General features: G+C 61.9%; 20 protein-coding genes and 1 tRNA gene. 2 read left to right on the top strand and 19 right to left on the bottom strand.

Going from position 1 to position 18,788, the window contains the following annotated elements:
* Positions 1-15 precede the first annotated feature (15 nt).
* Positions 16-1,098: a tyrosine-type recombinase/integrase gene (locus DEJ54_RS12730; protein WP_113154903.1), complete on the top strand. Its 1,083-nt coding sequence runs from the start codon at positions 16-18 to the stop codon at positions 1,096-1,098.
* Between the two features lie 35 nt (positions 1,099-1,133).
* On the opposite strand, the gene DEJ54_RS12725 is transcribed toward DEJ54_RS12730, so the two are convergent.
* The 7 genes from DEJ54_RS12725 to DEJ54_RS12695 all read right to left on the bottom strand — a co-directional run bounded on the left by DEJ54_RS12725 (position 1,134) and on the right by DEJ54_RS12695 (position 5,728).
* Positions 1,134-1,210, bottom strand: a tRNA-Pro gene (locus DEJ54_RS12725).
* A gap of 123 nt (positions 1,211-1,333) precedes the next feature.
* A complete protein-coding gene (locus DEJ54_RS12720; protein WP_113154902.1) occupies positions 1,334-1,855 on the bottom strand; it encodes a MerR family transcriptional regulator in 522 nt (173 codons plus the stop codon).
* A gap of 190 nt (positions 1,856-2,045) precedes the next feature.
* Entirely contained in the window at positions 2,046-2,369 is a 324-nt protein-coding gene (locus DEJ54_RS12715; protein ID WP_113154901.1) for an integration host factor subunit alpha, read from the bottom strand.
* Positions 2,370-2,477: 108 nt separating this feature from the next.
* Positions 2,478-3,449 carry a beta-ketoacyl-ACP synthase III gene (locus DEJ54_RS12710; RefSeq protein ID WP_113154900.1) on the bottom strand — a complete coding sequence of 324 codons (972 nt, stop codon included), beginning with the start codon at positions 3,447-3,449 and terminating at the stop codon, positions 2,478-2,480.
* 9 nt (positions 3,450-3,458) lie between these two features.
* Positions 3,459-4,514 (bottom strand): phosphate acyltransferase PlsX, encoded by a 1,056-nt coding sequence (gene plsX, locus DEJ54_RS12705; protein WP_113154899.1) that lies wholly within the window; start codon positions 4,512-4,514, stop codon positions 3,459-3,461.
* Positions 4,515-4,624: 110 nt separating this feature from the next.
* Positions 4,625-5,176: a DUF177 domain-containing protein gene (locus tag DEJ54_RS12700; RefSeq protein ID WP_113154898.1), complete on the bottom strand. Its 552-nt coding sequence runs from the start codon at positions 5,174-5,176 to the stop codon at positions 4,625-4,627.
* Positions 5,177-5,179: 3 nt separating this feature from the next.
* A complete protein-coding gene (locus DEJ54_RS12695; RefSeq protein WP_113154897.1) occupies positions 5,180-5,728 on the bottom strand; it encodes a ubiquinol-cytochrome C chaperone family protein in 549 nt (182 codons plus the stop codon).
* A 125-nt stretch (positions 5,729-5,853) separates the two neighbouring features.
* Here DEJ54_RS12695 and DEJ54_RS12690 point away from each other — a divergent pair, with 125 nt between their 5' ends.
* Positions 5,854-6,375, top strand: a complete 522-nt coding sequence (locus DEJ54_RS12690) for an outer membrane protein assembly factor BamE (RefSeq protein WP_113154896.1) — start codon at positions 5,854-5,856, stop codon at positions 6,373-6,375.
* A gap of 126 nt (positions 6,376-6,501) precedes the next feature.
* Here DEJ54_RS12690 and DEJ54_RS12685 read toward each other — a convergent pair whose 3' ends face one another.
* From DEJ54_RS12685 to DEJ54_RS12630, 12 genes are all read right to left on the bottom strand, one after another.
* Complete coding sequence (locus DEJ54_RS12685) at positions 6,502-8,634, bottom strand: sodium-translocating pyrophosphatase (RefSeq protein WP_113154895.1); 2,133 nt, start codon at positions 8,632-8,634, stop codon at positions 6,502-6,504.
* Positions 8,635-8,844: 210 nt separating this feature from the next.
* On the bottom strand, positions 8,845-10,062 hold the full coding sequence (locus DEJ54_RS12680) for an MFS transporter (RefSeq protein WP_113154894.1): 1,218 nt from the start codon (positions 10,060-10,062) through the stop codon (positions 8,845-8,847).
* The gene (nusB, locus tag DEJ54_RS12675; RefSeq protein WP_113154893.1) at positions 10,059-10,550 is read right to left on the bottom strand and encodes a transcription antitermination factor NusB; all 492 of its coding nucleotides are present in this window, start codon (positions 10,548-10,550) and stop codon (positions 10,059-10,061) included. The genes DEJ54_RS12680 and nusB overlap by 4 nt, the downstream gene beginning before the upstream one ends.
* 1 nt (position 10,551) lies before the next feature.
* Entirely contained in the window at positions 10,552-11,019 is a 468-nt protein-coding gene (ribH, locus tag DEJ54_RS12670; RefSeq protein ID WP_113154892.1) for a 6,7-dimethyl-8-ribityllumazine synthase, read from the bottom strand.
* Positions 11,020-11,064: 45 nt separating this feature from the next.
* A complete protein-coding gene (locus DEJ54_RS12665) occupies positions 11,065-11,679 on the bottom strand; it encodes a riboflavin synthase (protein ID WP_113154891.1) in 615 nt (204 codons plus the stop codon).
* Entirely contained in the window at positions 11,679-12,800 is a 1,122-nt protein-coding gene (gene ribD / locus DEJ54_RS12660; protein ID WP_113154890.1) for a bifunctional diaminohydroxyphosphoribosylaminopyrimidine deaminase/5-amino-6-(5-phosphoribosylamino)uracil reductase RibD, read from the bottom strand. Before ribD ends, DEJ54_RS12665 begins: the two co-directional genes overlap by 1 nt.
* A 1-nt stretch (position 12,801) precedes the next feature.
* On the bottom strand, positions 12,802-13,269 hold the full coding sequence (gene nrdR / locus DEJ54_RS12655; protein WP_113154889.1) for a transcriptional regulator NrdR: 468 nt from the start codon (positions 13,267-13,269) through the stop codon (positions 12,802-12,804).
* A 36-nt stretch (positions 13,270-13,305) separates the two neighbouring features.
* Complete coding sequence (gene glyA / locus DEJ54_RS12650) at positions 13,306-14,622, bottom strand: serine hydroxymethyltransferase (protein ID WP_113154888.1); 1,317 nt, start codon at positions 14,620-14,622, stop codon at positions 13,306-13,308.
* Between the two features lie 260 nt (positions 14,623-14,882).
* Positions 14,883-16,136 (bottom strand): murein L,D-transpeptidase, encoded by a 1,254-nt coding sequence (locus DEJ54_RS12645; protein ID WP_113154887.1) that lies wholly within the window; start codon positions 16,134-16,136, stop codon positions 14,883-14,885.
* Positions 16,137-16,416: 280 nt separating this feature from the next.
* Positions 16,417-16,932 carry a transcriptional regulator LdtR gene (gene ldtR, locus DEJ54_RS12640; protein ID WP_113154886.1) on the bottom strand — a complete coding sequence of 172 codons (516 nt, stop codon included), beginning with the start codon at positions 16,930-16,932 and terminating at the stop codon, positions 16,417-16,419.
* A gap of 225 nt (positions 16,933-17,157) precedes the next feature.
* Positions 17,158-17,583 (bottom strand): DUF6163 family protein, encoded by a 426-nt coding sequence (locus tag DEJ54_RS12635; RefSeq protein WP_113154885.1) that lies wholly within the window; start codon positions 17,581-17,583, stop codon positions 17,158-17,160.
* Positions 17,580-18,623, bottom strand: coding sequence for an enoyl-CoA hydratase/isomerase family protein (locus DEJ54_RS12630; RefSeq protein ID WP_204360804.1), 1,044 nt, complete (start codon positions 18,621-18,623; stop codon positions 17,580-17,582). Before DEJ54_RS12630 ends, DEJ54_RS12635 begins: the two co-directional genes overlap by 4 nt.
* Positions 18,624-18,788: the final 165 nt, after the last annotated feature.

Genomic DNA, 18,788 nt, shown 5'->3' with positions numbered 1-18,788 from the left:
GGAGGGACAGACACAGTGCGGGTAAATCTCGTGGGCGTTCATAGCGTCAAGAAGAGACTGGCCGACGGATCGGTCAAAACCTACCACTATGCGTGGCGAGGGGGCCCGGCCATCAAGGCCGACCCAGAAACCGAGCACCGAAAATTCACTGAGGAATACCTGCGACTGACGCGCGACCGAGAAGACGCGCCCTATCAGGGCTGCATGGCCGAGATCATTCGCGGCTACCTCAAATCCCCGCACTACAAAGACCTGAAGCCCAGCACTCGTGAGGGCTATGATCTAGCGATCCGGGCCATTGAGGGCGAGTTCTACGACATGACGGCCGAGCGGATATCTGCAGCCGGCAGCCGCACACTTTTTCTCGAGTGGCGCGACGAGATGGCAGAGACGCATCCCCGCAAGGCCGACCTCTACATGAGCGTTCTTCAGCGTCTGTTCTGGTTCGCCCTCGACCGTGAGATGATCGAACGCCACCCGTTGGAGCGGATCACCAAGGTAAGCGATGGCACCAGACGAGACATCATCTGGACCGACACGGACATAAAGGCATTCCGGGAGAAGGCACGCGAGCCACTGGTGCGCGCGATGATGCTTGCCGCTTGGACAGGGCAGAGGCAGGGGGATCTGCTCGCCCTCACCTGGTCAGCCTACGACGGGAACGCCATCAGGCTTCGGCAGTCCAAAACCGGCGCCCATGTCGCTGTGAAGGTTTCTAGAGAACTTCGCACAGTTCTGGACGCGGCGAAGGCCGAGAATGCCAAACGAGACACGCCGGCAGCAACGATCCTGACGAATCGCAGCGGCAAGCCATGGACCTCCGGTTTCAAGTCTTCGTGGAGGAAAGCGGTCGCCGCAGCTGGGATCGAGGGCAAGACATTCCACGACCTGCGGGGGACGTTCGTAACCCTCGCCTACAGAAACGGCGCATCGATTCGTGAGATTGCGGAGATCACCGGGCACGCTGAAAAGGACGCCGAAGGCATCATTCGCAAGCACTATCTGGTGTCGAGCGCGGCTGTGGAAAAGATCGAAACAGGAACGCGTTCTGTAAACCAGCCAGAAAATTGTAAACCAGCAGGTCGCGGCGTCAAATGAACGACGCTGCAACATGCTGAAATATAGAAGAAAAATGGTCGGAGCGGCGGGATTCGAACCCACGACCCCTTGACCCCCAGTCAAGTGCGCTACCGGGCTGCGCTACGCTCCGAACCGGCGCAAGGGATATAGTTTCCGAGGGGGGCGCGCAAGGCCTAAAAATCATTCCGCAGCAAAAAGCCGGCAACGGGGCCGGCTTTCAACAACAAGGATGCGCGGTGGCGATCCGAAACGATCAGCGCACCTGGTCGAGAAGGCGCTTGCACTCCAGGAGATCGAACAGCGCCTCCTGCAAAAGCGCCCTGTTGTCACGCGAGAGGCTCTCCGCATCCGCCGGGACAGGCCCCTCCTGCTCGCCGCGCCCAAGGCCGAAAAAGCGCTTGCTCGGCTTCGCTTTCGGAGCGCCAACCAGCACTTCCTCCTCGGAAACCGTCTTTTCCACGTCCGCCTGCTGGCTCTGGGCGATGGCCTCGACCGCCGCCACATCGCCACGACCAATGGCCACGACGAACGGGTTGCCGTTCTCGCGCAGAAGCTTCTGTACGCCCTTGATGGTGTAACCCTGATCGTAGAGCATGTGACGAATGCCCTTGATCAGGTCGATATCCTGCGGCCGGTAATAGCGGCGTCCACCGCCCCGCTTCAAAGGCTTGATCTGCGAGAACCGCGTTTCCCAGAAACGCAGCACGTGCTGCGGCAGATCGAGTTCTTCGGCGGCTTCGCTGATGGTACGGAAGGCGTCGGGGCTCTTTTCCATGGTCACGCGTCTCCTGCGGGCTGTGGCTCCGACCTGCGTGCGAAGCCCTGCCAAACGATGCGGGCCCCGGAGGGAAACGCAACAGCTCCCAGCCAACGCCCGACGATTCGGGAGTTTAACCAGTTCGTGAGCCTGTCGAAAGCACCACGCGCAATTGTGCACCGTGGTGGCCCTGCGGGGCCGGAAAAGGTCAGGCGCTTTCGCGCGGCTGCCTGTCCTGGTGCGCCTTGAGGATACGATCCTTGAGGACGTTGGAAGCCTTGAACGTCATGACGCGACGTGGCGAGATCGGTACTTCCTCGCCGGTCTTCGGGTTGCGACCGATGCGCTCGTTCTTGTCGCGCACCTGGAAGGTGGCGAAGGAAGAGAGCTTAACGGTCTCGCCGCGAACAACCGCGTCGCAGACTTCCTGCAGAACCATTTCGACAAGCTGGGCGGACTCGGTGCGTGACAGTCCGACTTTCCGATAGACGGCCTCAGCCAGCTCGGCACGCGTCAGTGTCTTTCCCCCCATAGGGCTACCCATCCAAATCTTGAAAATGCTTATGATTTCAATACGCGGCGCTGACGTTACAAAAATTGCTTCGTAACGGTCAAGGACGATGCATGTGATTTGCTGTCGCTACCAGCGCACCAGCACGGCGCCCCAGGTGAATCCGCCGCCCATCGCCTCAAGAAGAACCAGATCGCCCTTCTTGATCTGGCCGTTCTCCACCGCAACGGAAAGCGCCAGCGGCACGGACGCCGCCGAGGTGTTTCCGTGCCTGTCAACGGTGATCACAACCTTCTCCTCGGCAATGCCGAGCTTCTTGGCGGAGGCGTCGATGATGCGGCGGTTGGCCTGGTGCGGCACGAACCAGTCGATATCGTCGGCAGTGATGCCCGTTTTGGCAAACACATCTTCGATGACGTCGGTGATCATGCCAACGGCATGTTTGAACACTTCGCGGCCCTGCATGCGCAGATGCCCCACCGTGCAGGTGGTCGAGGGCCCGCCATCCACATAGAGCTTGTCGCGCTGGCTGCCATCGGAGCGTAAGGATGCGGCGAGAATGCCGCGATCATCCAGAGAGCCCTCGCCTTCCTGTGCTTCCAGAACGACAGCGCCGGCGCCATCGCCGAAGAGCACGCAGGTGGTGCGGTCGTTCCAGTCGAGAATGCGCGAGAAGGTCTCCGCGCCAATCACCAGCATCCGCTTTGCCTGACCACCGCGAATGTAGAGATCGGCGGTGGTGATGGCATAGACGAAGCCGCTGCACACGGCCTGCATGTCGAACGCGAAACCGCCGCGCATGCCGAGACGTTCCTGAATCTCGACGGCCGTGGCGGGAAACGTGTTGTTGGGGGTCGACGTGGCCAGAATGATCATGTCGATGTCGTCGGCGGTCAGCCCGGCGCTGTCGAGCGCTGCACGCGCAGCCGCCTCGCCCAGCGACGCCGTGGTCTCGTCTTCCGAAGCGATATGGCGCTGGCGGATACCCGTGCGCTGCACGATCCACTCGTCAGTCGTGTCGACGAGCTTCTCGAATTCCGCATTCTTCATTATGCGGCGGGGCAAAGCGGAGCCAATGCCACGCACGACGGATCTAATCATCACAGCGTCCTATTCATTCACGGCTGCAGCGCCGGCGGCCGGAAGCGGCTGGCGGGCGTGATAAAGGTCAAGAGTGGCGCGCGTCTTGTCGAGCAGATGACTGCGCGCCATTTCATATCCAAGTTCCACGGCGGCGGAGAAGCCTTCAGCGTCGGCGCCACCATGGCTTTTCACCACGATGCCGTTGAGCCCGAGGAAGACGCCGCCATTGATCTTGCGCACATCCATCTTTTCGCCGAGGCGCTGGAAAGCGCCGCGTGCAAACAGATAACCGATGCGCGCCATCATGGTGCGTCCCATCGCCTCGCGAAGATAACCGGCAATCTGACGCGCCGTGCCTTCGGCGGTCTTCAGCGCGATATTGCCGGCGAAACCTTCCGAAACGACCACATCGACCGTGCCCTTGCCGATATCGTCGCCTTCGACGAAACCTTCATAGCGCATGGATTTGAGTGCGGCCTCGCGCAGCATGCGACCGGCTTCGCGCACTTCTTCCTGGCCCTTGATCTCTTCAACGCCGACATTGAGCAGGCCCACGGTCGGACGCTCCACGTCGAACAGGGCATTGGCCATGGCAGCGCCCAGAATCGCGAAATCGACGAGCTGCTGGGCGTCTGCGCCAATGGTCGCGCCCACATCCAGCACGATGCTCTCGCTGCGCATGGTCGGCCAGATGGCCGCAATGGCGGGGCGTTCGATATCGGCCATGGTGCGCAGGCAGAATTTCGACATGGCCATCAGCGCGCCGGTATTGCCGGCGGAAACGCAGGCATCCGCATCGCCATTTTTCACCGCTTCGATGGCCTTCCACATGGAAGACTTCCAGCGGCCCTGGCGCAGCGCCTGGCTGGGCTTGTCGTCCATCCGCACCGCGACTTCGCAATGGGTGAACTCGCTCACATCGCGAAGGCCCGGCAGCGCATCAAGCACCGGAACAACGGCGTCTTCACGACCGTATACAAGAAAGCGGGCGTCGGGACGCCGCTCGATGACCTTGGTCAGGCCACGCAGCGTGACCTCGGGACCATGATCCCCACCCATCGCGTCAATCGAAATGCGTACCACGCGTGATTTGCCTCAAACGTTGATCGGTCGCCGGCATCGGCTCAAATGTGCGGCGAAAATAGCGCTTTTGACCGGTGGCACAACCTTGTTTCGCCCATCGGTCACGCAATTCAGCTTTTTTGCCCGAGCTTGCGCAGGCCTTCATAGAGTGGCCCGGCCTCTTTCGGTGCATCATCGCCTGCATCGGGAGCGTCAATAACAGCCCCGGGCTTGCGCGGATAGGGGTCAATGCCAAGCGCGAAGAATTCCTCGGCCAGCGCGCCCACATCAATGATGCTGCCCTGGAAGGGTTCGGGCATGTCCGGCCCCTCCGCATCGAGCACGAACTCGCCGCCATCAATGTCGTTGCGGGCGAGCCGGGAGCCCTCGGGCACCAGCGTGGCCGAGACTTCTTCCTCGATGTGAGTCGTCACCGGCTCCAGCGTGACCACGCAGGACTGCGTGATATCAGCTTCCACCTTTCCGATAATCCGCACGCCATCGGCCTTCCAGGGGCGAACGGTCATTGCGGCGACATAACGCTCAACGGAGACAAGGTCGTGTTCGGCAGCCAGCGCGCGGCGCTGGTTCTCATCGGCGTTGATCTCAACCGGCATGCCCTTGCGCGGCAGACGGTGGACATTCACCTCGAATGAAACCGGGGATTTCCTGGTGGCGGACATGGTTCAGATCTCCCTTTGTGCGTCAGGGAATGAAATTTCGGCGGCGATCAGCTTTTCCACCGGCTGCGCATCGAGCGCACCGGCGGCTTCCACCGCATAATCGGCAAGCGGGCGCGCGCCCTGCCAGTTTTCGACATCCGGGCGGATGTTGCGCTGCATGGCGGCTGCCAGCGCCTCGACATCGCCTGCATCGAGCGCGTCGCCATAGGCAGCAGCGCGGCCATAGAACATGCGCGCCAGCTTCTTGATGCGCTTGGGTACGCCCAGATCACCGATTCCCAGTTCGCGAATCGCATATTCGACATCGCTGAAAAAGAGATCGGTCAGCTCCTGGGCCGTCTCGCGGACCTTGGGGTCCTCTTCGTTGCGAACGCGGCGCAAAACGAGGATCATGTGCAGCGCAATCATCTCGAAACGGCCAAGTGGCGTATCCGCCGCTTCCCACTTTGCGTAAAAGACGGGCTGCCGCGAGGCCGCCACGATTCGTTCATACAAGCCGTCAATGACGGTGAGGCGCGAACGCTGCCCAAAGCCAAACAGCTTCTTGAACATGGGAATTGCCCTCCCTCGGGGCTGGTTTGGGACAGGATCAGGTTGCATCGGCGCTTAAGCTGGTTTACCCGTTTTGCCGGCGGGAACAAGGGCTTTCGATTGAAAGCCTTGGCGCCGGGGACGCTATGGAGATGTCGTTGCAGGTGAAAAAAATCAACAGCTATCCTGTCGGACGCACAATTTTGGCGGCCGGGATCGTGGGTTCGGCGGCTGTGCTGTCCGGCTGTAATGTCGCCAACACGCTCGATGCGCGCGAAACGTTGACGCAGGGCTATGTGATCGACCAGCAGGCACTCGAACTCGTGCCGGTGGGTTCCAGCCGCGAGCAGGTTCTGCTGGCGCTTGGTTCGCCCTCCACCACGGCGACCTTCGACAACGAGGCCTTCTACTATATTTCCCAGAAGCGCGTTCGCGGCGCAGCCTTCATGCGCGCACGCCTTGTGGAGCAGCAGGTTCTCGCCGTCTATTTCGGCGATGATGAGCGCGTCTCGAAGATCGCCCATTACGGAATGGAAGACGGCAGGGTCTTCGACTTCATTTCGCGCACCACGCCGACCGGCGGCAAGGAACAGACCTTCATCGGCCAGATTCTCGCCGGCGCATCGAAGGGCGGGCCACCTGCAGGCATGTTCGGCGGCGGCGGCTGATCCGAACCCGGTTTCAAACGAAAAGCCCGCAGGCGTTGCCTGCGGGCTTTTTCTTTGCCGGGATCTCACATTCAAAGACCTCGCCTCGCCGCCCTTTGAGAGGCGGCGAGGACGGAGCGCGCCCTGTCAGTGCGCCAGAACGGCCAGCAGAAGAAGCGCGATGATGTTGGTGATCTTGATCATCGGGTTCACGGCCGGGCCTGCGGTGTCCTTGTAGGGATCACCCACCGTATCGCCGGTAACCGACGCCTTGTGCGCCTCCGAGCCCTTTTCATGCTTCACGCCATCGGCGTCCACGAAACCGTCCTCGAAGGATTTCTTGGCATTGTCCCAGGCACCGCCGCCGGCGGTCATGGAAATCGCCACGAAGAGACCGGTCACAATCACGCCCAGAAGCATTGCGCCCAACGCCGAGAAGGCCTCGTTCTTGCCGGCAATCGCATAGACCACGGCGAATGCGACAAGCGGCGAAAGCACCGGCAGGAGCGAAGGAATGATCATTTCCTTGATCGCCGCCCTGGTCAGAAGGTCAACCGCCCGTCCATAATCGGGCTTCTCCCTGCCTTCCATGATGCCCGGCTTCTCGCGGAACTGCCGGCGCACCTCCTGTACGATCGCGCCCCCTGCCCGGCCAACGGCCGTCATGGAGAGGCCACCGAACAGGAATGGCAGCAGACCGCCAAACAGAAGGCCGACCACCACATATGGATTGGAGAGCGAGAAATCGACGGTAACGCCTTCAAAGAAGGTGCCCGGCTCCGCATTGGCCGCGAAGAATTTGAGATCCTCCGTATAGGCCGCGAACAGAACCAGTGCGCCGAGACCCGCCGAACCGATGGCATAGCCCTTGGTCACCGCCTTGGTCGTGTTGCCCACCGCGTCGAGCGCATCGGTCGTCTGACGCACTTCGCTTGGCAGATCCGCCATTTCGGCAATGCCGCCGGCATTGTCCGTCACCGGGCCGAACGCGTCGAGCGCCACCACCATGCCGGCCAGCGCCAGCATCGTCGTCACCGCGATGGCGATGCCGAACAGGCCCGCCAGATTGAACGACAGGATGATGCCGGCAATGATGACGATGGCCGGCAGCGCCGTCGCCTCAAGCGAGACGGCGAGGCCCTGAATGACATTGGTGCCGTGCCCGGTCACCGACGCCTGGCTGATGGAGCGGACCGGCCGATAGCCGACGCCCGTATAATATTCGGTGATCCAGATGATGAGGCCGGTCACACCGAGCCCCACCACGCCGCACCAGAAGAGCGATGCGCCGGTGAACTCCGATCCATTGCTGGCCGAGAACGCGGTCGAGCCGCCAAGCCAGCCCCAGATGATGATCGCAAGCGCCACGACCGACAGACCGGCAGTGGCCCAGAAGCCCTTGTAAAGCGCGCCCATGATGGAATTGTTGGAACCAAGCTTCACGAAGAAGGTGCCGATGATCGAGGTAACGACACAGGCAGCGCCAATCACCAGCGGGAAGAGCATCAGCGTCAGCGCCGTCTCGCCCGTAAAGAAGATCGAGGCAAGCACCATGGTGGCCACGACCGTGACCACATAGGTTTCGAACAGATCGGCGGCCATGCCGGCGCAGTCACCGACATTGTCGCCCACATTGTCGGCGATGGTGGCCGGGTTGCGCGGGTCATCTTCGGGAATGCCCGCCTCCACCTTGCCCACGAGATCGCCGCCGACATCCGCCCCCTTGGTGAAGATGCCGCCGCCGAGACGCGCGAAGATGGAGATCAGCGATGCGCCGAAACCGAGCGCGACCATCGCGTCGATGACGATGCGGTCCGTCGGTGCGTGACCGAGCGGGCCGGTGAGTATCCAGAAATAGACTGACACGCCGAGCAGTGCGAGACCCGCGACCAGAAGGCCGGTGATCGCGCCCGACTTGAAGGCGATGTCGAGGCCGGCTGCGAGGCTGTTGGATGCGGCCTGCGCCGTGCGCACATTGGCGCGCACCGAAACATGCATGCCGATGAAGCCTGCGGCGGCGGAAAGAACCGCACCGATGAGGAAGCCGATGGCCGCCACGCCGGTGAGCAGCCACCATGCGAGAATGAAGACCACGACGCCAACAATGGCGACGGTGGTGTACTGCCTTGTCAAATAAGCCTGCGCACCCTCACGGATGGCGCCGGCGATTTCCTGCATGCGTGCATTGCCCTGGTCGGCGGCCAGCACCGACCGGGTTGCCCAAATGGCATAGAGTACGGAAAGCACGCCGCAGGCGATGACCACGAAAAGCATGTTCATTGCCAATCTATCCCTTGATTTCGACCCGCAGTTGGAACCCCCTCCCGGGTCATGCTGGAAAGGCCGGCGGCATTTGCGCCCTCTCCGGCCCAATCCGCGCAGCTTGGTCGAAGCCGTGACGCACCGTCAAGGTTGTGCTGGGATAAATTGTCACACCTCCCGGAAATACCAGATGCTTTCCAGGAGATGTCAGCGCCGGGTGAAGCGGCCTCAGGCGGCCTGCTTCGTGCGCTTGCTCATAGCCAGAATGCCAAGAGCCACAAGGCATGTGGCCGCAACCGGGATAACGATCCAGGCAAGCATGTTCCAGCCGAAGGCGTTGTAGATCTGGCCCGACATCAGGGAGGCGAAAGCAGTGGTGGAGAACAGGATGAAGTCGTGCACACCCTGCACGCTGCTCTTCTCCGACGAGCGGTAGCACTCGGCAACCATGGCGGTCGCGCCGATGAAACCGAAGTTCCAGCCGATGCCCAGCAGGATCAAGGCCGTCCAGAACTGCCACAGCTCAATGCCCGAAAGCGCAACGATGGCGCAGCCGATAAGCGTGACGAGGCCCGTCGCGACAATGGTTTCCTTGCCGAAGCGGGCGATCAGCCGGCCGGTGATGAAGCTCGGCGCGAACATCGCCATGACGTGCCAGGAAATGCCCAGCGTTGCCTCGTCCGGCGTAAAGCCGCAGCCAACCATGGCCAGCGGCGCGCCGGTCATGACGAAGCTCATCAGCGCGTAGGAAGCCACGCCGCAGAACAGCGAGACCAGGAAGCGCGGCTGCAACAGGATCTGCGCCAGCGGCCTTGCCGGCTCATGATCGTCGAGCGTTGCCGAGGGCGCTTCCTTGGGGAGACGCAGGAAAGACAGAATGACCGTGCCTAAAAGACCAAGACCGATCAGCGCGGCAAACGCGCCCGCGAACATGATCGGCGCGAACAGGTCGCGCGTGTAGATGACGGTCTGCGGTCCGATGATCGCGGCAAACACACCGCCGCCCAGCACCCAGGAAATGGCGCGCGGCTTGAAATCGGCCGGCGCATTGTCTGCGGCTGCAAAGCGGTATTGCTGCAGGAAGGCGTTGCCGACGCCGACAAGCATCAAGCCGAGGGCAAAGAGCCAGAAACTGCTCTGGAAGAGCGCGCTCGCCGCGACGAAACCGCCACAGGCGGTGACAAGACCGCCGGCCATGAAGCCATTGCGGCGACCAACGGCGCGCATCAGCGCTGCAGCGGGAAGCGCGCCAAGCGCGATGCCGACATTGAAGCCGGTGACGGGCGCGGTTGCGAGCGACTTGTCGCTGCCAAGGAGATAGAAGCCCGCGAGACCGCCCATGGAAATGGCGATCGGGGCAGCGGAGCCGACGATGGCCTGGGCGGAAGCGAGGATTAATGCAGTGCGTTTCGCCTCACGGTACAGGTCATCGCGCGTTCCAGTCATTCCTTGTCTTTCCCCCTGCCCTCATCACGGCTGCGCCGGGCGACCCGGTCGAGCACGGCATTGACGAGCTTGGGCTCGTCCTCGGTGTAGAACGCCTTGGCGATGTCCACATATTCGGAAACGATCACCGCGACCGGCACATCCCGGCGGCGCGTCAGCTCGAACACACCGGCGCGCAGAATGGCGCGCAGGGTCGAATCGAGCCGTGACAGCGGCCAGTCTTCGGTCAGCGATTTGCGGATCACCGGGTCGATGGTTTTCTGGTCTTCCACCACACCCGCCAGAATGGCGCGGAACCACTGCGGATCGGCATCGCGGTAAAGCTCGCCGTCGATCTCCTTGCCGAGCCGGAAAAGCTCGTATTCAGCGGTGGTTTCCAGAAGGCCGGTGCCGGCCACATCCATCTGGTAAAGCGCCTGAACGGCGGCCAGCCGTGCGGCGCCGCGTTTGTTGGCCGGGCGAAAGCCGTCTGCGGTCGGTACGGTCACATCAAGCTCCCAAGCGCTGTTTGAGCGCAATCATCGTCAGTGCCGCTTCGGCGGCGAAATGTCCCTTGCCCATGCTCTCGCCGCTGGTGCCTTCGCTCTGTTCGATGCGGGCCAGAGCCTGCGCTTCGTTCTCGACGGTCAGGATACCATTGCCGATGGCAAGGTTCTGCTGCACCGAAAGGTCCATCAGCGCACGGCTCGACTCGTTGGCCACTACGTCAAAATGATAAGTCTCACCACGGATGACGCAGCCAAGCGCCACATAGCCGTGATAGACAGGGCCACCATTGCCGGACGCGGCAAAGGCGATTGCAGCCGGCACTTCAAGCGCGCCAGGCACAGTCACCACATCATAGTCGGCACCGGCTGCATCAAGCGCGGCTTTCGCGCCTTCCAGCAGGCCATCGGCCAGGTGGTCGTAAAAACGGGCTTCGACGATCAGCAGCCTCAGGGGGCGCGCATCGGCCATGGTCATTCTCCGCACGGCAAACAATTCAGAAAGAGAAGCGCTGCCTTAAGCCTCTTTGGCGGCATCCGCAAGACGTGCGGCGTAACGCGCCATCGTATCGACCTCGATATTCACCCGGTCGCCCACCGCGCGCTGCCCCCAGGTGGTGACCGCAAGCGAGTGATGAATGAGGAGAACATCGAACCGAACGCCCTCGACACGGTTGACCGTGAGGGATGTGCCGTCCAGCGCCACCGAGCCTTTCGGCGCAATGAATTTGGCGAGCTCCTTCGGCGCTTCCAGCACAAAACGGACCGCTTCGCCCTCATCCCGGCGCTCGACGATTTCGGCCATGCCGTCCACATGGCCCGAGACAATATGTCCGCCCAGCTCGTCGCCCACCTTGAGCGCACGTTCCAGATTGATGCGCTGGCCGGACTGCCAGCCGGCAACCGTTGTCAGCCGCAGCGCCTCTTCCCAGGCTTCCACCTCGAACCAGCGGGTGTTCGCGCCCTCTTCAGGCAGTTTCACCACGGTGAGGCAGACACCAGAACAGGCGATGGACGCACCGATGTCGATGGTCGCCGGATCGTAATTCGTGTCGATGCGCAGGAGCACGCCCTCATCACGCGGGGTGACCGATTGCACGGTGCCGATATCAGTGACAATGCCGGTGAACATCAGCCGCCTTTCACATATTCGCGGTAAACATCTTCGCCGAACCGCGCCTCGCGCAGCAGGCCGAAACCTTCGGGGATATGGTCGAAATCAACCGGCGCGGCAATTCCACCAGCCCCGATTTCGGACGGCCCAGAAAAGAGCGCAAGCCGGTCGACCAGCCCTTCTTCAAGGAACCGTCTGGCGGTGAAGGCACCGCCCTCGACCATGAGCGTTGCAATGCCGCGCGCCGCCAGGTCTTCAAGAAGTTCCGGCAGCGCAATCTGGCCTTCATGTACTTCGACACCGAGAAAATCGACGCCCGCCCCGGCCAGCGCCCTGCGTTTGTCGCTGGGGCAATCACTGGCAGCTGTCAGAAGAACCTGCACCTCGCGGGCCGTGCGCGCCAGAGCCGAGTTTGTCGGCAGCTTCATGTCGCGATCAAGAACGATACGCAGCGGCGAGCGCGCCTGAAGCCCCGGCAGGCGGCAGGTCAGAGACGGATCGTCAGCCAGCGCCGTGCCGATGCCGACAAGGATCGCATCGCTTTCGGCCCGCATCATGTGCACCTGCCGGCGCGAAGCGGGACCGGTGATGGCGATCTGCCCCTCCCCCATGCGGCCAATCATGCCGTCAGCCGATAAGGCAAGCTTGAGAGTCACTTCCGGGCGTTTTTTCTCGGAGCGCATGAGATAGCCGCGCAGCATGTCTGCCGCTTCGTCGGCCAGAACGCCCTCCACGACCTCAATGCCCGCCTCGCGCAGAATGGCGTAGCCATTGCCGCTGACGCGGGGGTCGGGATCGGCGGCAGCGCCCACAACGCGGGCAATGCCGGCATTCACCAGCGCGTTGGCGCAGGGCGGCGTGCGGCCATGGTGAGCGCAGGGCTCTAGCGTAACATAGGCCGTCGCGCCGCGTGCAGCCTCGCCCGCCTCCGCCAGCGCCTGCGGTTCGGAATGGGGGCGACCGCCAATGGCCGTCACGCCGCGCCCGACAATCTGCGGGCCGGCGCCATCATCGCGGACGATCAGTGTTCCAACGGAGGGATTGGTTCCGGCAAGGCCCATATGCCGGCGTGAAAGCCGGATGGCCGCCGCCATGAAACGCCGGTCGAGATCGCTGGCCGACGCCCTGCCGGTGTCCATTCTATCCCTCGTTTTCCTCATTGCCTTTCAGCTCGCCAAGAACGTCCTGGAAATCCTTGGCTTCGCGGAAATTGCGATAAACGGAGGCGAAGCGCACATAGGCGATGTCATCGAGCACTTTCAGCGCATCGATGACCAGAAGGCCGATATCGTCGGAGGGGATCTCCGTCTCGCCGGAGCTTTCCAGCTGGCGCACGATGCCGGTGACCGCACGCTCGATGCGCTCCGGCTCGACATTGCGCTTTCTGAGCGCGATGTCGAAGGAACGCATCAGCTTGTCGCGGTCAAACGGCACCTTGCGGCCCGACCGCTTGACCACCACCAGATCGCGCAGCTGAATGCGCTCAAACGTGGTGAAGCGCCCGCCGCAATCGGGACAGGCGCGCCGTCTGCGGATTGCCGCCCCGTCTTCTGCGGGGCGGGAATCCTTTACCTGTGTGTCTTCCGACTGACAGTACGGACAGCGCATATCGGGCCCTTGTTCACGAATCCATTCGTGACAGGCTTACCCCAGATAGGGGTAGAGCGGGAAGCGCTCGGTGAGCGCGATCACCTTGTCCTTCACAGCCTGCTCGACCTGAGCATTGCCTTCGTCGGAGTTGGCGACCTTGAGGCCGTCCAGAACCTCGGCGATCAGCTGGCCGATCTCGCGGAACTCGGCAGCGCCGAAACCGCGCGTCGTGCCGGCCGGCGTGCCAAGACGGATGCCGGAGGTGACGAAGGGCTTTTCAGGGTCGAACGGAATGCCGTTCTTGTTACAGGTGATGTTGGCGCGACCAAGAGCTGCCTCGGCGCGCTTGCCCGTGGCGTTCTTCGGGCGCAGATCGACCAGCATCAGGTGGTTGTCGGTGCCGCCGGACACGATGTCGAGACCGGTGTCCTTCAGGCTCTCGGCCAGCGCACGGGCGTTCGTGACGACGTTGCGCGCATAGGTCTTGAACTCAGGTTCAAGCGCCTCGCCCAGAGCAACTGCCTTGGCTGCGATGACGTGCATCAGGGGGCCGCCCTGAAGACCAGGGAAGACGGCGGAGTTGAACTTTTTCGCCAGCGCCTCGTCATTGGTCAGGATCATGCCGCCACGCGGGCCGCGCAGCGATTTGTGCGTGGTGGTGGTGACCACATGGGCGTGCGGCAGCGGCGACGGATGCTCGCCAGCGGCCACAAGACCTGCAATGTGGGCCATGTCGACCATGAGCCATGCGCCAACCTCGTCGGCGATCTCGCGGAAACGCTTCCAGTCCCACACGCGCGAATAGGCGGTGCCGCCGGCAAGGATCAGCTTCGGCTTGTGTTCCTTTGCAAGACGTTCCACCTCGTCCATGTCGAGCAGGTGGTCGTCCTTGCGAACGCCGTAGGAGATCGGGTTGAACCACTTGCCGGACATGTTGACCGGGGAACCGTGCGTCAAGTGTCCGCCGGAATTCAGGTCGAGGCCCATGAAGCTGTCGCCCGGCTGCAGAAGCGCGAGGAAGACGGCCTGGTTCATCTGCGAACCGGAATTCGGCTGAACGTTGGCGAAGGCGCAGCCGAACAGCTTCTTGGCGCGCTCGATCGCCAGTTCCTCGACGATATCGACATACTGGCAACCGCCATAATACCGCTTGCCCGGATAACCTTCCGCGTATTTGTTCGTCAGCACCGTACCCTGCGCTTCCATCACAGCGCGCGAAACGATGTTTTCCGAGGCGATCAGCTCGATTTCGTGACGCTGACGGCCCAGTTCCTGACGGATTGCGGCAAAGATTTCCTGGTCGCTGTCTTCGAGCGGGCGGGTGAAGAAGGCATCGGCCTCGCTTGAAGCGGCGGCGGTCGCAAGTGCCATGGCGGTTTATTCCCTTCGATGATGGATCAAATGCGGAAGACGGGCATCTAGCATTTTTCCCTCGCCGCCACCACGCCCGCAGACGAAAATTTATCCTCCAAAAACGAAGCAACCGCCCGGTTTCGGGCGGCTGCGGCAATTGACCGTAGGATATTGCGCTCGGGCCGAGCCGTCGCTTTCGGCAGACTCGCACCGGCCCGTCTTCGTTTCAGAAGACACCCTCATGCGCCCGTCAGGCAATGCAGCCCGACGACGACACGCTAAAGCGCCGTCGAGATCTGCAGCTCGCTCGCCCCGTCGCGGGCATAGATGTCGTCGCGCAGATGCACGGCGCCATCGCCGGTCGACCAGGCGGAGATATAGGTGAAATAGACCGGCACCGGATTGGACAGCGCGACGCGCACATCCTCTTCGGTCTGAATGGTCTGCTCGATGCGGCGACGGCCCCAGCCATCGGTCTCGCTCAGGAGCCAGGTCACCAGGTCGCGCACATTCTGCACGCGAACACAGCCCGACGAATAGAACCGGTCGAGATCGCGGAACATGCCCTGCTGGGGCGTGTCATGCATGTAGACCGCATGCGGGTTCGGGAAGTTGATCTTGATCGACGCCATGGCGTTGATCCGGCCCGGATCCTGCCGGAAGCGGTATTTTGCGGCATCATCCGTCGACCAGTCGACCGTCAGCGGATCCACTTCGCTGCCATTGGGCGCGATCAGGCGGATATTGTTGTCGGTCAGGTAACTGGGGTTCTTGCGCATCAGCGGAATGATGTCCTTGCGGACAATCGACACCGGCGCGTTCCAGTAGGGATTGATGATGATTTCGTTGATCTTGGAATTCAGGATCGGCGTCTGGCGGTCCACCTTGCCGACAATGGCGGTGTGGCGCAGCACGACGCGGCCCGTATCCACGGCCTCGATCTCGGCGGCGGGAATGTTCACCACCACATAGCGATTGCCCATGGAGCCCGACATGGAGGTGAGCCGGCCCAGATTGGTCTGAAGCTGGCCAAGGCGAATGGCCGCCGGAACATTGAGCGCCGCAAAGGTGTGCGGTCCGGTAACGCCGTCGGCAGGAAGGCCATGGCGGGTCTGGAAGCGCTTGACCGCCGCTTCAACATAGGAATCGAACGACTGCGACATGCCCGCACGCGGCGAGAGATCGCCGGACACCATCAGTCTGCGGCGCAGGACCTCCACATTGGGATCGACCACACCGACCTGAAGCTTTTTGTTGTCGGGAACGCGCGGCCACCCGCCCTGTGACACGATGTTGGAATATTCCATGATCGCGCGCTGAAGGTAGGAAACGGTTTCCTGACTGAAGATGGGAAGATTGGTCGCAACCTTGCCGCCGGCGCTGGCGCGAGCATCAAACTGATCGTTCCAGGCGCCACGCCTTGGCGAACGGATGATCGCGTCAAGAAAGTCCTGAGCGTTGGCGGCTCCGGTCATCGCTGCCGTAGCGGCAGCACCGGCACCGGTTAAAAACATACGGCGGTTCGTCTTCATACGCGTGTCCGAGCTCTCTGTGGCTAGCACCCCTCCGGGAGGGCTGCGGGCAGTGTTGCGGCCTGACCATGCCGCGACTGCGTTAAGAATCCGCGAACCTTATTCAAAATTGGCGCTCGCACGCCAAGCGGCTCCCGCGCCTTAGGTTCCACCGGATTATGACCTTAACGTGACCAGTAGTCACCTATCGCAAAATAACGGATGCGTGAAGGCCGGCGTCCCGCCACGCCGGCCTTCGAATGACTGCACACCGGCGCGCAGTCAGGTGATCAAGGCGAGACTACATACGGTAGGCGATGGAATCGTTCCAGAAGCGATCAAGGCGCTGGAGGGCACGATTCATCTGGCTGAACTCATCGGCGCTGATGCCGCCGACCTGCTCGATGGAGCCGATGTGACGGTTGTAGAGACCTTCGACAACCTTTGCCACCTGGACACCCTTCGGCGTCAGGCTGATGCGCACCGAACGACGGTCGACGCGCGAGCGCTGATGGTTGACGAAGCCGAGATCGACCAGCTTCTTGAGGTTGTAGGAAACATTGGAGCCGAGATAGTAGCCGCGCGAGCGCAGCTCGCCTGCCGTCAGTTCCGTGTCACCGATGTTGAAGAGCAGCAGCGCCTGAATGGCGTTGATGTCGCTGCGGCCGTTGCGCTCGAACTCGTCCTTGATGACGTCGAGCAGACGGCGGTGCAGGCGCTCCACAAGCTGAAGGGATTCAAGATAAAGAGAACGCAGTGCATCCGAGCGTTCTTCATTCGAAGCGGCAGGTTTCGCCGCGGGTCGCGAAGTATTCATAACTAAAGCCTCTCGTTTGACGCCGGTGATTTTTGTTTTTTGTCTCACCTTGACCCGAACCTAGCGAAGGCATCTAAAATTCGACTTAAACACTAGCCTTAACAACGCCTTACAAAAGCCAACGCTGCTAATACGGCTAACAGGCAGTAAACCCGCCTGTGGACATTCGATGAAAGCTTTAGAGATTAAGGGGATGCGGCTTGTGGCCTGAAACCGAGCCTGCCCCTAAAGCATCGCCTGCCGCTTGCGGCGGTAGCGCGCAATGCGCAAACCGGCATAGGTAATCGCCACGAGAAGGTGAAAACCCAACAGCGGATAATTGTGCCCGAACATCTCTGGCATGAAGCCGTACATGGCCACTTCCGTGCCGGCGCACAGAAACCAGATGACCGCTCCCCATGGCGCGACCAGCCAGAGACCGACGGACGCAAACGGATAAAGCACGGCCAGAACGATGCTCGCCACCTGCCAATGGATCGGCATCAGGTCGAACCGCCACATGAGCCCGGGATAAAAACCGAGCAGCCGCACCCAGTACACAAGCCCCATGACGAGGCAGACGAGCGCGACAATACGGTGGAACGCGTAATAGGCTGCTTCAAGCTGGGAGGGCCGCGCCGAAGGCAGACCCGAGAGCGTTTCAACTTTCACAGCGCCAGCTCCTTGCCCGGCAGGGGCGCGAAATAGGCGTCAATGTCCTCATCCTTCACGCCGTCGAGCGTATCGGGCTTCCAGTGGGGCGTGCTCCCCTTCTCCACCAGAACCGCGCGGATGCCTTCATAGAAGTCGTGCCCGGTGAGCATGCGGTTCAGGATGCGGAATTCCATATGCATGCACTCGTCCATGGTCAGCATCGCGCCGGCGCGGACCTGACGAAACGCGACGTGAAGACTGGTGGGCGAGCGCCTGGCGATGGTCGCAGCCGTCTTCTGCACCCATTCGTCCTGATCCTCGCCAAGCGACTGCAGGACCTCCGCAAGCGTGCCGAAAGAAAAATGGCTGGCAATCGCATGCAGCGCGCCGTCATCCATTTCGCGTTCCGCAGTTCCGGCACATGCTGCCAGCGTCGCATCCACATCACCGCCCTCGCACAGGGCCTGGGTCAATGCCGGCAGTTCCGCCGCATCGACCGCGTGCGTGGCAAGGCCCGTGGCGCAGGCGTCACCCCTGCGAATGCGGTTTCCGGTGAGCGCCAGATACATGCCGAATTCGCCCGGCAGGCGCGAAAGCAGGAAACTGCCGCCGACATCGGGGAAAAAGCCGATACCGACTTCGGGCATGGCGAAGATGGCGTTTTCCGTCATCACGCGATGCGAACCATGGAAGGAGACGCCAACGCCGCCGCCCATGACGATGCCGTCGATCAGCGCCACATAGGGTTTGGGGAAACGGGCAATTGCCGCATTGAGCCGATACTCGTCTGCAAAGAAATCCGGCTTTGCCTCGCCGGCAAGCCCGGCTTTGTAAACATCGAGAATGTCGCCGCCGGCGGAGAAGGCGCGCCCCTCCCCGCGAATGATCACGAGCTTGACCGTGTCGTCCGTCTCCCAGGCGGAAAGCGCGCGGGCGAGCGCCCGAACCATGCCGTGATTGACCGCATTGAGGGAAGAAGGCCGGTTGAGCGTCACGATCCCGGCACATCCGACCTGTTCGAACAGGATTTCCTCAGCGCCACCGAAATCGACTTTCACAGCCACCCCCCAGAACGTTGCAACCACGCGCAGGCCTTTCTAGCTGATTATTAGCCGCTTTTCGCCCCGTCAATGCTATAAGGAACTGCGACCACAGGACACCGGACCCGCACTTGGACCCACAGGGCCTGCATGATAGAGAGGCGCCACACTGGAGTCGAAGCC

The sequence above is a fragment of the Nitratireductor sp. OM-1 genome, from assembly GCF_003296175.1.
GTDB classification, from domain to species: Bacteria; Pseudomonadota; Alphaproteobacteria; order Rhizobiales; family Rhizobiaceae; genus Nitratireductor; species Nitratireductor aquimarinus.
The sequence above is the reverse complement of the archived record's forward strand: the minus strand, read 5'-3'. Positions and strand labels throughout refer to the sequence as shown.

What these genes read in the sequence shown, in the direction of transcription:
- DEJ54_RS12720 (WP_113154902.1), bottom strand. Translation starts at nt 1,855, where the DNA reads ATGGAAAAGAGCCCCGACGCCTTCCGTACCATCAGCGAAGCCGCCGAA.
- DEJ54_RS12715 (WP_113154901.1), bottom strand. Translation starts at nt 2,369, where the DNA reads ATGGGGGGAAAGACACTGACGCGTGCCGAGCTGGCTGAGGCCGTCTAT.
- DEJ54_RS12710 (WP_113154900.1), bottom strand. Translation starts at nt 3,449, where the DNA reads ATGATTAGATCCGTCGTGCGTGGCATTGGCTCCGCTTTGCCCCGCCGC.
- DEJ54_RS12700 (WP_113154898.1), bottom strand. Translation starts at nt 5,176, where the DNA reads ATGTCCGCCACCAGGAAATCCCCGGTTTCATTCGAGGTGAATGTCCAC.
- DEJ54_RS12695 (WP_113154897.1), bottom strand. Translation starts at nt 5,728, where the DNA reads ATGTTCAAGAAGCTGTTTGGCTTTGGGCAGCGTTCGCGCCTCACCGTC.
- DEJ54_RS12690 (WP_113154896.1), top strand. Translation starts at nt 5,854, where the DNA reads ATGGAGATGTCGTTGCAGGTGAAAAAAATCAACAGCTATCCTGTCGGA.
- DEJ54_RS12685 (WP_113154895.1), bottom strand. Translation starts at nt 8,634, where the DNA reads ATGAACATGCTTTTCGTGGTCATCGCCTGCGGCGTGCTTTCCGTACTC.
- DEJ54_RS12680 (WP_113154894.1), bottom strand. Translation starts at nt 10,062, where the DNA reads ATGACTGGAACGCGCGATGACCTGTACCGTGAGGCGAAACGCACTGCA.
- ribH (WP_113154892.1), bottom strand. Translation starts at nt 11,019, where the DNA reads ATGGCCGATGCGCGCCCCCTGAGGCTGCTGATCGTCGAAGCCCGTTTT.
- DEJ54_RS12665 (WP_113154891.1), bottom strand. Translation starts at nt 11,679, where the DNA reads ATGTTCACCGGCATTGTCACTGATATCGGCACCGTGCAATCGGTCACC.
- ribD (WP_113154890.1), bottom strand. Translation starts at nt 12,800, where the DNA reads ATGGACACCGGCAGGGCGTCGGCCAGCGATCTCGACCGGCGTTTCATG.
- nrdR (WP_113154889.1), bottom strand. Translation starts at nt 13,269, where the DNA reads ATGCGCTGTCCGTACTGTCAGTCGGAAGACACACAGGTAAAGGATTCC.
- glyA (WP_113154888.1), bottom strand. Translation starts at nt 14,622, where the DNA reads ATGGCACTTGCGACCGCCGCCGCTTCAAGCGAGGCCGATGCCTTCTTC.
- DEJ54_RS12645 (WP_113154887.1), bottom strand. Translation starts at nt 16,136, where the DNA reads ATGAAGACGAACCGCCGTATGTTTTTAACCGGTGCCGGTGCTGCCGCT.
- ldtR (WP_113154886.1), bottom strand. Translation starts at nt 16,932, where the DNA reads ATGAATACTTCGCGACCCGCGGCGAAACCTGCCGCTTCGAATGAAGAA.